This window comes from Streptomyces sp. NPDC038135 (genome assembly GCF_055601245.1).
Map to the genome: position 1 here is coordinate 22,374 of NZ_JBVJXS010000001.1, position 12,448 is coordinate 34,821.

The 12,448-nt window shown below is 70.3% G+C and carries 15 protein-coding genes; 5 read left to right on the forward strand and 10 right to left on the reverse strand.

Annotated elements, in window-relative coordinates:
- Positions 1-71 precede the first annotated feature (71 nt).
- The 4 genes from ACZ7JA_RS00090 to ACZ7JA_RS00105 all read right to left on the reverse strand — a co-directional run bounded on the left by ACZ7JA_RS00090 (position 72) and on the right by ACZ7JA_RS00105 (position 4,268).
- On the reverse strand, positions 72-1,388 hold the full coding sequence (locus ACZ7JA_RS00090) for a hypothetical protein (protein WP_470806627.1): 1,317 nt from the start codon (positions 1,386-1,388) through the stop codon (positions 72-74).
- Entirely contained in the window at positions 1,378-1,926 is a 549-nt protein-coding gene (locus ACZ7JA_RS00095) for a DUF6114 domain-containing protein (RefSeq protein ID WP_351672314.1), read from the reverse strand. Before ACZ7JA_RS00095 ends, ACZ7JA_RS00090 begins: the two co-directional genes overlap by 11 nt.
- A gap of 115 nt (positions 1,927-2,041) precedes the next feature.
- Positions 2,042-2,677 (reverse strand): DUF6230 family protein, encoded by a 636-nt coding sequence (locus ACZ7JA_RS00100; protein WP_351672316.1) that lies wholly within the window; start codon positions 2,675-2,677, stop codon positions 2,042-2,044.
- Positions 2,678-3,296: 619 nt separating this feature from the next.
- Entirely contained in the window at positions 3,297-4,268 is a 972-nt protein-coding gene (locus ACZ7JA_RS00105; protein ID WP_351672318.1) for a tetratricopeptide repeat protein, read from the reverse strand.
- 209 nt (positions 4,269-4,477) lie between these two features.
- On the opposite strand from ACZ7JA_RS00105, the gene ACZ7JA_RS00110 reads away from it, so the two are divergent.
- A complete protein-coding gene (locus ACZ7JA_RS00110; RefSeq protein WP_351672320.1) occupies positions 4,478-5,119 on the forward strand; it encodes a TetR/AcrR family transcriptional regulator in 642 nt (213 codons plus the stop codon).
- Positions 5,120-5,169: 50 nt separating this feature from the next.
- On the opposite strand, the gene ACZ7JA_RS00115 is transcribed toward ACZ7JA_RS00110, so the two are convergent.
- From ACZ7JA_RS00115 to ACZ7JA_RS00135, 5 genes are all read right to left on the reverse strand, one after another.
- Positions 5,170-6,870 carry an acyl-CoA mutase large subunit family protein gene (locus ACZ7JA_RS00115; RefSeq protein WP_351672322.1) on the reverse strand — a complete coding sequence of 567 codons (1,701 nt, stop codon included), beginning with the start codon at positions 6,868-6,870 and terminating at the stop codon, positions 5,170-5,172.
- A 107-nt stretch (positions 6,871-6,977) separates the two neighbouring features.
- The gene (locus tag ACZ7JA_RS00120; RefSeq protein WP_351672324.1) at positions 6,978-7,316 is read right to left on the reverse strand and encodes a DUF3817 domain-containing protein; all 339 of its coding nucleotides are present in this window, start codon (positions 7,314-7,316) and stop codon (positions 6,978-6,980) included.
- Positions 7,317-7,359: 43 nt separating this feature from the next.
- Positions 7,360-7,869 carry a MarR family winged helix-turn-helix transcriptional regulator gene (locus tag ACZ7JA_RS00125; RefSeq protein WP_351672326.1) on the reverse strand — a complete coding sequence of 170 codons (510 nt, stop codon included), beginning with the start codon at positions 7,867-7,869 and terminating at the stop codon, positions 7,360-7,362.
- A gap of 83 nt (positions 7,870-7,952) precedes the next feature.
- Positions 7,953-8,246, reverse strand: coding sequence for an MTH1187 family thiamine-binding protein (locus ACZ7JA_RS00130; RefSeq protein WP_470806629.1), 294 nt, complete (start codon positions 8,244-8,246; stop codon positions 7,953-7,955).
- On the reverse strand, positions 8,243-8,587 hold the full coding sequence (locus tag ACZ7JA_RS00135) for a DUF3817 domain-containing protein (protein WP_351672328.1): 345 nt from the start codon (positions 8,585-8,587) through the stop codon (positions 8,243-8,245). Before ACZ7JA_RS00135 ends, ACZ7JA_RS00130 begins: the two co-directional genes overlap by 4 nt.
- 168 nt (positions 8,588-8,755) lie before the next feature.
- Between ACZ7JA_RS00135 and ACZ7JA_RS00140 the strand changes: the two genes are divergently transcribed.
- The 4 genes from ACZ7JA_RS00140 (at position 8,756) to ACZ7JA_RS00155 (ending at position 11,414) form a co-directional block, all read left to right on the forward strand.
- Positions 8,756-9,388, forward strand: coding sequence for an AIM24 family protein (locus ACZ7JA_RS00140; protein ID WP_351672374.1), 633 nt, complete (start codon positions 8,756-8,758; stop codon positions 9,386-9,388).
- A gap of 1 nt (position 9,389) precedes the next feature.
- The gene (locus ACZ7JA_RS00145) at positions 9,390-10,040 is read left to right on the forward strand and encodes an AIM24 family protein (RefSeq protein WP_389446390.1); all 651 of its coding nucleotides are present in this window, start codon (positions 9,390-9,392) and stop codon (positions 10,038-10,040) included.
- Positions 10,037-10,843, forward strand: coding sequence for an AIM24 family protein (locus tag ACZ7JA_RS00150; protein WP_401132326.1), 807 nt, complete (start codon positions 10,037-10,039; stop codon positions 10,841-10,843). Before ACZ7JA_RS00145 ends, ACZ7JA_RS00150 begins: the two co-directional genes overlap by 4 nt.
- 94 nt (positions 10,844-10,937) lie before the next feature.
- Positions 10,938-11,414, forward strand: a complete 477-nt coding sequence (locus tag ACZ7JA_RS00155; RefSeq protein WP_199212044.1) for a MarR family winged helix-turn-helix transcriptional regulator — start codon at positions 10,938-10,940, stop codon at positions 11,412-11,414.
- 67 nt (positions 11,415-11,481) lie between these two features.
- On the opposite strand, the gene meaB is transcribed toward ACZ7JA_RS00155, so the two are convergent.
- On the reverse strand, positions 11,482-12,438 hold the full coding sequence (gene meaB, locus ACZ7JA_RS00160) for a methylmalonyl Co-A mutase-associated GTPase MeaB (RefSeq protein WP_351672334.1): 957 nt from the start codon (positions 12,436-12,438) through the stop codon (positions 11,482-11,484).
- Between the last annotated feature and the right edge of the window lie 10 nt (positions 12,439-12,448).

Consider the following 12,448-nt stretch of genomic DNA (forward strand, 5'->3'; position numbering starts at 1 on the left):
TGAGGGCGCCCCCTGTGGCAGGGGGCGCCCTCAGCTCTGTGCGCGGCTCCCGAACGGGCTTGTGCGCGGGCTCAGTCGGTGGTGTACAGGTGCATGCCGGGCACGTGCAGGTTGCCGCCGAACTGGGCCGCCTGGACCACGTGGACCTTGGTGAAGTAGATCAGCGGGATGTTCAGCGGCGGCGGGCTGTCCGGGCTGAACGTGACCGGGATCAGCCCCAGCAGGTTGCCGGAGATGCTCTCGGTGTACATCACCGTGTCGCCGCCGGTGATCGTGGAGTTCGATCCCTTGGCCGCCTGCACGTGGTACGTCTTGCCGGCCTGCTTGTCCTTCACCGTCTGGTGCAGGTCGCCGATGTCCGTGCCGCCCGAGATGACGTACTTCAGCACCTTCTTGGTGGTGCCGTTGGCCGTCCTGACCTCGACGACGCCCTTGTAGTCGGCGCCCTTCAGCGTCAGCGAGCTGGCGTCCAGGTACCAGGGGTCGTCCGCCACCGGCACCTTGTTGTCGACGCCGCCCTCGGCGTCGGTGGCCGCCGGGCAGTCGTCGGGGGACGTGGTGGAGCTCGCGGACGGGCTGGGCGTGGCCGACCCGGCCGCGTCCTCGACCGTCTTCGTGGTGTCCTCGGCCGCCTTGGACACCTTGTCGGTGGTGTCCTTGACGGTGTCGGTGGTGTCCTTGACGGTGTCCGTGACGGCCTTGGTGGTCTTCCCGACCGTGTCCTTGACCGTGCCGGTCGCGCTGTCCCCGGCGGTGGAACCGGACGAGGGGGACGCGGACGGCTCCGGGCTCGCGGACGTGCCGGAGTCCGTCTTGCCGCCGGTGAGGATGTCACCGAGCGCGTCGCCGAGACCGCCCAGCACACCACCGCTGCTCTTGCTCGCCGACGGGGACGGCGTCGCGGTGTCCCCGCCGGACCCGGAGCCGGAGCCCGAACCCGAGCCGGAGGAGCCGGACGTCGCAGTGGGCTCGGGCGTGGACTTCTCGTCGGAACCTGAATCCGGCGAGGCGGTCTTGCCCGGGTCCTGCTTGTCCGTGGTCCCGGCGGACGCCGTGGGGGTGGGCGTCGCCGTGTCCGTGGACTCGCTCGCGGACGGCGAGGGCGACTCCGAGGCCTTCCCGTCGTCCTTCAGCGCGTCCACGCAGTCCTTGTACTCCGCGGCCTTCTGGCTGTTGGACGTCGTCCCGCCGTTGTCGGCGAGGGCGAGCGTCGACGTGAAGCCCATGCCCACGATGACGGCGGTGGGCATCGCCACGGAGACGATCGCCTTGCCCGCGGGCATGTGGAACCTGGTGAACAGCGGCTTCCTGGGCGCCGCGTGGCGGGGACCGGTTCTCGCACGGGACCCCTCCACATCGGTCCCGTGGATCGCCTCGTCAGCCGGCACTGTGCCTCCCGTTCGCCCCGTTGGCCGGGCTCGTTCCTGACAGGTCGTTCGACTCGCTCGCGGCGTTCGCGTCCTTGTCCAGCCAGGAACCGGAAGGGGCTTCCTGCCCCGCGTCGGTTCCCTCGGCGGGCTCCGCGGCCGGTCCGCCCGGCGCCCACGACACGGCCATCGCACCGCCGACCAGGGCGAGCAGGAAGCCGATGATGAAGCCGCCGAAGTTGGACACGGGCAGGGACACCAGCCCGAGCAGGATCGCGGCGACGCCGGCGAAGGTCCGTACGTGCTTCTGGAACCAGAGGCTGAGGCCGAGGACGACGAGCAGTACGCCGATGATCAGGGATCCGGCTCCCGCCGTGGTCGCCATCGCCAGGGTCAGGTGACCGACCTGGAGATGTGCGTACGGGAAGTACATGATCGGAAAGCCGCTGAGCAGGACGAAGAGGCCGGCCCAGAACGGCCGGGTGCCCCGCCAGGCGCGGAACTGCAGCCTCCGGCGGGTGAACTCGCCGGATTCGGCGGCAGGAGTCTCGGCGCTCATGGAAAACAGCTCCCTGGTGCGGCGTTGCTGTGGTGGTGATGGGTGCCGCGTATGAACACGCGGCCGGAGTGTGGACGGGCGGGGCGCCTTCGGCCCCCCGCCCGTCAGCGAGTGCCTAGTAGCACTCGTGCGTACCCGTCGACAGCGACATCTTCAGGCCGCTGAGCTTGAAGGTTCCGGCGGTGGTCGCCCACGCCGTCTGCTTCACGTCGGTCAGCGTGGCCGTGTCGGCCTGCTGGGCGAAGCCGAACGGGTTGGCCTGCTCGCCGTTGCCCTTCATGCCCGGACCCTTGGTGGCGTCCTTGGCCGCAACACCGATGTCGATGTTCTTGAAGACCGCGTCGGCGTTGAGGTCGGCGACGTCGATGTAGAGGTTGTCGGCCTCCACCGGCTTGGCGCCCTCGCCGGCCTTCAGGATCAGGCTGACGGACCCGAAGACCGGGACCTTCGGGGTGACGACGGACTGGCACAGGCTGTTGATCGTGGCGCTCTTGAACGCCGAGACCGCGACCGGGTGCGCCGTCTTCTCACCGTCGAGGGTGTACCCCGAGTCGATCGCGCCGTACTGCGCGAAGCCGTTGCCGACCAGCTTGTCGGCAGTCACCTTGAACGACTGCCCCGAAACGCTGAACGAAGCAGCGAGAGCACCCTGCGCCAGGGCGACACCTATCGCTGCCGTGGCGGCGACGCTGGGCACCATGACCACAGCGAACCGCTTCCATCTGGTCCCGCCACGCACCTGGGACTCCATATTTCCTCCTTCTCGGACGTACATCTCCTGGCCCGACTCGCCCCAATCGGCGGCTCAGCCAGGCAGGGATGGGAGAAGTGCTACGTCCTCGGAAAGGAGAGCGCCCGTACTCATCAGGCGCGAACCGCGCCCGAACCACCGGCGATCACCCCCGAGCGACAACCACTGGTCGCGCCTGACACGCATCACGCACAACCTGGACAGGCTTCGCCGTGCGGCGAAGACCCCCCTGCCCTAGAGCCGGCGCCACTGCCGCCGGCTCTGCTCGGTGGGGACCCAGAGTCTCCCTCGACCCGACCGGCTGCCGGGGGTACGGGAATGGACCGAGCGTCGCCGATCGTGGTGCATTCTCGGCCGGGACACAAGGGGGTTCGTTACTCGCTAGTAACGGCCGGATAACCGAACAACGACCCAGCGGTCTCGAAGGGCGACGCTGGGTGTCAGTCAGGGGCAGAGCAAAGCCGTTGATCCTTGGACGAATCCAGACAGACCAACGGCCTCGATTTACTCCGAGTAACAGCGGCCGCAATTGCCAAGTTTTGGCAAAGTGCGGCCGCCCTGACGCCTCGTAGGCGAATTTTTCACTCCGGCATCACATGCCGTGGTGTTTAGCGACTGGTCAGAACAGAGCCCGGGCCAGGGCCCGTCGGGCGGTGACCACCCTCGGGTCCTCCGGCCCCACGACCTCGAACAGCTCCAGCAGCCGGCGCCGCACCGCGTCCCGGTCGTCGCCCGCCGTGCGCCGCACGGTGTCGATCAGCCGCCCGAAGGCGTCGTCGACGTGACCGCCCACCAGGTCCAGGTCGGCGGCCGCGATCTGCGCGTCCACGTCGCCCGGCTTGCCGGCGGCCTCCTCGCGCACCCGCTGCGGGTCCATCCCCTGCACCCGCTGCAGCAACTCCGCCTGGGCGAGGCCGAGTTTGGCCTCCATGTTGCCCGGGTCGTCGCTCAGCACGTTCTTGTACGCCTGGACGGCCCCGCCCAGGTCACCCGCGTCCAGCGCCCGTACGGCGGCCTCGAGCAGGGCGTCGTACGGACCCGCCGGCGCCTCCTGCGGTGCGGCGCCGCCCGGCTCGGCGTCCGGGTCGACGGTCAGACCGGTCAGCCCGAAGCGCTGCTCGGCGACCTGCACGAGCTGGTCAAGGGTCTCGCGGATCTGCTGCTCGCCGGCGGCCCCCTGGAAGAGGGGCAGCGCCTGCCCCGCGACGACGGCGAAGACGGCCGGGATCCCCTGGACCCCGAACTGCTGCATCAGCATCTGGTTGGCGTCGACGTCGATCTTGGCGAGCACGATGCGCCCGTTGTACTCGACGGCCAGCCGCTCCAGGACCGGGCTCAGCTGCTTGCAGGGCTGACACCACTCGGCCCAGAAGTCGATGACGACCGGTACTTCGGCGGACCGTTGCAGGACATCCCGCTCGAATCCCGCTTCATCGACGTCGATGACGAGGTCGGCCGGGGATACGGCCCCCGCGCCGCCCTGCCGGGCGGCTTCGGCGCGCGTCTGCTCGGCCTTGGCCTTGGCCTCCTGGGCCGCCTTCACGGCGGCGAGGTCGACGACGCCGCTCATGGACATGTTCCGTGGCTGCATGCGTCTATCCTCCCCCGTCTCGGCGCGTGAAGAAAAAAGCGGTGTGATCGGCGCCGGGTCCCCACCCCACGCCCGTGGTCGTCGCCCGTGTACGTCCCGCACGAGCTTTCGCTACGACCCGTAGCGTAATGCCAAGCGGGGGCGCCGCGGCACCACTCTCCGGTGATCTCCCTCACGACCGCACAGATTCCGCCGGTTATGGTCGACGCATGCAGAGCCGCCACCCCGCCAGCCGTACCGGACGCCCGCGCAGCGCCGCCGCGGACGCCGCGATCCTGGCCGCCACCCGGGACGCGCTGGTGGAACTGGGCTGGTCGGGGCTGACCCTGAGCGACGTGGCCACGCGGGCCGGGGTCGCGAAGACGACGCTCTACCGCCGCTGGGCGGGCAAGCACGAACTGGTGGTGGACGCGGTCGCGGAGCTGTTCGACGAGCTCGAACTGCCCGACCGGGGCAGCCTGGCCGCCGACATCGAGGGCGTGGTGCTCCAGTTCGCGGCGATCCTGGCCCGGCCGGAGGCCAGAAGTGGCTTGATGGCGGTGGTCGCGGAGGCGACCCGCGACGACGCGCTGCGCGAGCGGATCCGCGCCTCGATCGTGGACCGGCAGATGCGCCTGGTCCTGGAGGGCCGCGCCCGGGCCCAGCGGCGCGGCGAACTCCCGCCGGAACCGGACCCGGCGGAGTCCTCCCGCACGGTGGACCTGATCTTCGACATGGTGGCGGGCGCGGTGGTCCACCGCACCCTGGTGAGCGGCAAGCCGGCGGACGAGGCCTGGGTGCACGGCTTCACCCGGGTGCTGCTCCTCGGCCTGACCGCCCAGCCGGACGGCGGGACGGCCCGGGCCGGGTAGCCCCAGGGGGCGCAGCCGCCCCCTGGAGCCGTCCGCCGCCCGCGGCGGAGCTAGAAGCCCGCCGGTTCCGTGTAGACCCCCCACTCGTCCCGCAGCACCCCGCAGATCTCGCCCAGGGTCGCCTCGGCCCGCACCGCGTCGAGCATCGGCTCGATCATGTTGGCCCCGGACCGGGCGGCGCCCAGCATGTCCGCGAGGGCGGCGCGCACCGCGTCCTCGTCCCGCGCCGTCTTCCGCTCGCCCAGGACGCGGACCTGCTCCCGCTCCACCTCGTGGCTGACCCGCAGGATCTCCAGGTCCCCGGTGACCGAGCCGGTGGCGACGTTGACGCCCACGACCCGCTTCTCGCCCTTCTCCAGGGCCCGCTGGTAGCGGAAGGCGGACTCCGCGATCTCGCCGGTGAACCAGCCGTCCTCGATCCCGCGCAGGATGCCGGAGGTGATCGGCCCGATGGGGTGCTGCCCGTCCGGGTGCGCCCTGAGCCCGCGCTCCTTGATCTGCTCGAAGATCTTCTCCGCGTCCGCCTCGATGCGGTCCGTGAGCTGCTCGATGTACCAGGAACCGCCCAGCGGGTCGGCCACGTTGGCGACGCCGGTCTCCTCCATCAGCACCTGCTGGGTGCGCAGCGCGATCTCGGCGGCCTGCTCGCTGGGCAGCGCCAGCGTCTCGTCGAGCGCGTTGGTGTGCAGCGAGTTGGTTCCGCCGAGCACGGCGGCCAGCGCCTCCACGGCCGTGCGCACCACGTTGTTGTACGGCTGCTGGGCGGTCAGCGAGACGCCCGCGGTCTGCGTGTGGAAGCGCAGCCACTGCGCCTTCTCGCTCTTCGCGCCGTAGACGTCGCGCATCCACCGGGCCCAGATCCGCCGGGCGGCGCGGAACTTGGCGATCTCCTCGAAGAAGTCGACGTGCGCGTCGAAGAAGAAGGACAGGCCGGGCGCGAAGACGTCCACGTCGAGCCCGCGGCTCAGGCCCAGCTCGACGTAGCCGAAGCCGTCGGCGAGCGTGTACGCCAGCTCCTGCGCGGCCGTCGCCCCCGCCTCGCGGATGTGGTAGCCGGAGACCGACAGCGGCTTGTACGCGGGGATGCCGGCCGCGCAGTACTCCATCAGGTCGCCGATCAGCCGCAGATGGGGCTCCGGCTGGAAGAGCCACTCCTTCTGGGCGATGTACTCCTTGAAGATGTCGGTCTGCAGCGTGCCGTTGAGGACCGACGGGGCCACGCCCTGCCGCTCGGCGGCCACCAGGTACATGCAGAAGACGGGCACCGCGGGCCCGCTGATCGTCATGGAGGTGGTCACGTCGCCGAGCGGGATGTCCTTGAACAGGACCTCCATGTCGGCGGCCGAGTCGATGGCGACACCGCAGTGGCCGACCTCGCCGAGCGAGCGCGGGTCGTCGGAGTCGCGCCCCATGAGCGTCGGCATGTCGAAGGCGACGGACAGTCCTCCGCCGCCCGCGGCGAGGATCATCTTGTACCGCTCGTTGGTCTGCTCGGCGTTGCCGAAGCCGGCGAACTGGCGGATCGTCCAGGTGCGGCCCCGGTAGCCGGTGGGGTGGAGCCCGCGCGTGAAGGGGTACTCCCCGGGCCACCCGATCCGCTCGAATCCCTCGTACGCGTCCCCGGGGCGGGGTCCGTACACCGGCTCCACGGGATCGCCGGAGAGCGTGGTGAAGTCTGCGTCGCGCTTGCGCGCGGCGTCGTAACGGGCCTGCCAGCGCCGGCGGCCTTCCTCGATGGCGTGAGCGTCCATACCAGCGAATTTACTTGGACGTCCTAGTAAATGTCGATGGCAACCGGGTCACGACCACGAGAACACCGCCGTACGGGTGCCGTACGGCGGTGTGGCGCGGCTTGCGGTCAGGCCTTGGCGACGGCCGGCCCCGGGTCGGCGACCCTGCCGTCGAGCTCGCGGCTGATCCGGCGCTCGACGAAGAAGGCGGCCGTCGGGATCGTGCCCGCGAGCAGCACCCAGAGCTGCTTGCCGACCGGCCACTTCGCCTTGGAGCCCAGGTCGAAGGCGAAGACCAGGTAGACGACGTACAGCCAGCCGTGCGCGATGGCGACGACCCGGGTGACGTCGGCGGCACCGTCCATGTCCAGCCCGTACTTCGCGATCATGCTCAGGCACAGCAGCACCAGCAGCACACCGGTGACGTAGGCCAGGACGCGGTAGCGGGTCAGCACGCTCTTCTTCATGCCGTCGAGCGTAACCGTCCGTTCCGGGAGATCTTGTCCCGGGTCACCCCTCGTCGAAGTCGTGTGCCGCGATCCGCAGCGGGCGCAGCATGGCGAAGATCTCCGCGCACTCCTCGGCGTCGTAGGCGCCGAGGCCGAAGTCCATGGCCATCAGGTCGCGGGTGGCCGCGTCGACCACCTCGCGGCCCTTGCCGGTGATGACCGCGAGCGTGCCGCGGCCGTCGTTGGGGTTGGGCCGCTTGGCCACCAGACCGGACCTGACCAGCCGGTCCACGGTGTTCGTCACCGACGTGGGGTGCACCATGAGCCGCTCGCCGATCTTGGACATCGGCAGCTCGCCGGCCTTGGAGAAGGTGAGCAGCACCAGCGCCTCGTAGCGCGCGAAGGTCAGCCCGTACGGCTTGACCACCGCGTCGACCTCGGCCAGCAGGATCTGCTGCGCCCGCATGATCGAGGTGATCGCGGCCATCGCGGGCACGTTTCCCCAGCGCTGCTTCCAGAGCTCGTCGGCGCGCGCGATGGGGTCGAAGGGGAGGCTGAGAGGCTTCGGCACGTCAGCAGACCCTACCGGCCGGTCATATGCCGGTCAGCCCCGTCTCGGCTTTCGGTCACCCGGGACCGCCGGCGCGGGACGGGTCAGTCGGCGAGGTGCCGTTCCACGGTCTCGACCTTGGAGGTGAGGCCGTCGGTCACGCCGGGCCGGATGTCCGCCTTGAGGACGAGCGAGACGCGCGGCGCCCGGGCCTCCACCGCCGCGACGGCCCGCCGGACGACGTCCATGACCTCGTCCCACTCGCCCTCGACGGACGTGAACATGGCGTCGGTGCGGTTGGGCAGCCCCGACTCGCGGACCACGCGGACGGCGTCGGCGACGTACTCCCCCACGTCCTCGCCGACGCCCAGGGGCGTCACGGAGAAGGCGATGATCATGCGTTCACGACCCCTTCCTTGCGGGCGCGGGCGGCGATGACGGCGCTCTCGGCCTCGCGGCGCAGCCTGCGCTCCGCGAAGAAGCCGCCGGTGGGCAGGACGGAGAGGACGAAGTAGAGGGCCGCCGTGCCGAAGCTCCACCTGGCGCGGTTCCAGGCGTCCGCCCAGAAGAGGACGTACAGGACGAACAGCACGCCGTGGACGGCGCCCATCACGGGCACCGCGTTGAAGTCCGTGGTCCGCTTCAGCACCGAGCACAGGAGCAGGACCAGGAAGGACACGGCCTCCGGCGCGGAGACCAGGCGGAGACGGCGGAGGGCGGAGGCGGTCTTGATGTCCACGGATCACCTTCGGTGGGAGTTGCGACGACGGGCCGGCTGCTTTGTGAACACACGCACAAGCCGACCCCATTCTGGCAAACAGCGCCCCTGAGGGTGCGCTCAGGGTCGTTCTCCACCCACGGGCCCTGTTCCCTCCACCCGGCTCGCCGCTACTTTCCCTGCGTGGCGATGTTCCGACTTCAGGGAAGCAAGGTGCTCGCCGTCGACATGACCGGGGACGCCGTCAAGGCGAAGAACGGCTCGATGGTCGCGTACGACGGGCAGATGACCTTCAAGAAGCTGAGCGGCGGCGGCGAGGGCCTGCGCGGGATGGTGACCCGGCGGCTCACCGGCGAGCAGATGACGGTGATGGAGGTGAGGGGGCAGGGGACCTGCTGGTTCGCGGACCGGGCCGCGGAGATCAACCTGGTCGGCCTGCGCGGGGACAAGCTCTACGTCGAGTCGAGCAACCTGCTCGCGGCCGACGCGGGGCTGCGCACGGGCACGACGTTCACCGGGCTGCGAGGCGCCTCGCAGGGCAACGGGCTGTTCACGACGACCGTCGAGGGGCACGGACAGGCGGCCATCATGTCGGACGGCCCGGCGGTGGTGCTCCGGGTCAGCCCGCAGTACCCGCTGATCGTCGACCCGGGCGCCTACATCGCCCACCAGGGCGACGTACGGCAGACGTTCCAGTCCGGTGTGACGTTCCGCACCCTCTTCGGGGAGGGCGGCGGCGAGGCCTTCCAGATCCGCTTCGAGGGCGACGGCCTGGTGTACGTGCAGCCGAGTGAGCGCAACACGATCGCGGGGGACCTGTGAGATGACCTTCCGGGAGATCAACAGCAAGATGGTCGAGGCGACCGTGGTGCCCGGGCAGCGGCTGTTCAGCCAGCGCGGGGCGATGCTCGCCTACCGGGGCGAGGTGTCCTTCACCCCCAACGTCCAGGGCGGCCAGGGCGGCCTGATGTCCATGATCGGGCGCCGGGTGGCCGGCGAGGCGGCCCCGCTGATGTCCGTCGAGGGCAGCGGCACGGTCTTCTTCGGGCACGGCGGCCACCACGTCCACGTCATCGCCCTCACCGGCGACACCCTCTACGTGGAGGCCGACCGGCTGCTCGCCTTCGAGGGCACGCTCCGGCAGGGCACGATGTTCATGGGCTCCCAGGGCGGGGTGATGGGCCTGGTGCGCGGCCAGGTCACCGGTCAGGGCCTGTTCACCACCACCCTCCAGGGCCAGGGCGCGGTGGCCGTGATGGCGCACGGCGGCGTCTTCGAGATCCCGATCACCCCGCAGCGCCCGGTGCACGTGGACCCGCAGGCCTACGTCGCCCACCACGGCGACGTGCGCAACAGGCTGTCCACCGCGCTCGGCTGGCGGGACATGGTGGGCCGCGGCTCCGGGGAGGCGTTCCAGCTGGAGCTGAGCGGCAGCGGCACGGTGTACGTCCAGGCCTCGGAGGAGAAGCTGTGAGCGCGTACGGAACCCCCGGCGGCCCCGTGGTGCACGACCCGATGACCCTGCCCGCCGACGACAACGTGAACAAGTACACGTTCTGCGTCGAGCTCAAGGGCGGGGAGTGGTTTCTGCAGAAGGGGAAGATGATCGCCTACTACGGGGCGATCGAGTTCAACGGCATCGGACACGGGCGACTCGACCGACTTGTCCGTACGTCGTTCCATTCGCCACTGCACGCGAGCGACTGGGTCGTGGCGGCCGGCTCGGGGAAGATGCTGCTGGCCGACCGGGCCTTCGACGTCAACTCGTACGACCTGGACGACGGGAACTTGACCATTCGCGCGGGCAATCTGCTCGCTTTTCAGCCAAGTCTCGCGCTCAAGCAGTCGATCGTGCCAGGTTTTCTGACACTCATCGGAACCGGAAAGTTCGTGGCCGCATCTAACGGTCCGGTGGTGTTCCTGGAACCGCCGATCCGGGTGGACCCCCAGGCGCTGGTCGGATGGGCCGACTGCCCGTCACCGTGTCATCACTACGACCACGGGTACCTGACGGGTGTCATGGGCGGTCTACGTGCGATGACGGGCCTGGGCGGGGCTTCCGGAGAGGAGCACCAGTTCGAGTTCGTCGGCGCCGGGACGGTCCTGCTCCAGTCGAGTGAGACGCTGATGGCGGAGCAGTCGACGGGGGCGGTTCCGCCCGAACCGGGGGTCCCCGGCGGTGGCGGAGCGGGGCCGGGTGGACACGGTCCGCAATCGACGGGCGCACCGCGCCTTCCCGGACAGCTCGGGGACCTCCAGCGTCGCTTCGGGCTGTGAGCGGTAGTCTGCGGAGTGTGACGGCTCGAACGCGTGCGCACCGTCACACCATCCGAAGTAGTTCGTCATTCAACTTCTTAGGTAGACTTCATTCATGGAGACCGAGACGGCCACGCGCTGGCTGACCGATGCGGAGCAGTGCGCCTGGCGCACCCACCTGGAGGTCAACAGGCTGTTGACGTACCAGCTCGAAAAAGATCTGCAGCCGTTCGGCCTGACGATGAACGACTACGAGATTCTCGTGAACCTGTCCGAGTCGGACGACGTACGGATGCGCATGAGCGACCTGGCGTCCGCCACGCTGCAGTCGAAGAGCCGGCTCTCGCACCAGATCACGCGGATGGAGAACGCGAACCTGGTCCGGCGCGAGAACTGCGAGTCCGACCGCCGGGGGCTGTACGCCGTGCTGACCGAGCACGGCATGGAGACGATGCGGAAGGTCGCGCCGCACCATGTGGCGTCGGTGCGCCGGCATTTCATAGACCTGCTGTCGCCCGACGCGCTGACCGAGCTGGACAAGGCGCTCAAGCCGATCGCCGAGCACCTGAGGGGGCACCGGGGGCGTCCCTGACAGCCGCCGTCCCTCCGGGGCGCGGGTACGGCCCGCGTCCCGGAGGCCGCACCCGGCCGCCCGGCGGTCAGCCCTCCGTCAGGCCCGCCACCAGTTCGTCCGCCGCGCGGTAGGGGTCGAGACCGCCCGCCACGATGCGCTCGGCGAGGGCGCTGAGCCGGCGGTCGCCGTGCAGGTCCCCGATCCGCTCGCGCAGGGCGGTGACCGCGATGGTCTCCACCTCGCGGGCCGCGCGGGCCCTGCGCCGCTCGGCGAGGACGCCGTGCTCCTCCATCCAGGCCCGGTGCTTCTCCAGGGCCTCCACCACCTCGTCGACGCCCTCGGACCGGGCCGCGACCGTCTTGACGATGGGCGGGCGCCAGTCACCGGGACCGCGGGCCTCGCCCAGGCCCAGCATGTGGTTCAGTTCGCGGGCCGTGGCGTCGGCGCCGTCGCGGTCGGCCTTGTTGACGACGTAGACGTCGCCGATCTCCAGGATTCCGGCCTTCGCCGCCTGGATGCCGTCGCCCATGCCCGGGGCCAGCAGCACCACGGACGTGTCCGCCTGGGAGGCGATCTCCACCTCGGACTGGCCGACGCCGACCGTCTCCACCAGGATCACGTCGCAGCCCGCCGCGTCCAGCACGCGGATCGCCTGGGGCGCCGCCCAGGCGAGACCGCCCAGATGGCCCCGGGTGGCCATCGAGCGGATGTAGACACCGGGGTCGGAGGCGTGGTCCGACATGCGGACGCGGTCACCCAGCAGGGCGCCCCCGGAGAACGGCGACGACGGGTCGACGGCCAGGACGCCGACCCGCCTGCCCTGCTTGCGGTACGCCGTGACGAGGGCGGAGGTGGAGGTCGACTTGCCGACGCCGGGCGAGCCGGTCAGGCCCACCACGTAGGCGTTGCCGGTCAGCGGGGCGAGCGCCGCCATGACCTCCCTGAGTTGCGGGGACGCCCCCTCCACCAAGGAGATCAGCCGGGCCACGGCCCGCGGCCGGCCTTCCCTGGCCTGGGCCACCAGAGAGGAGACGTCCTGCATCAAACAGCTC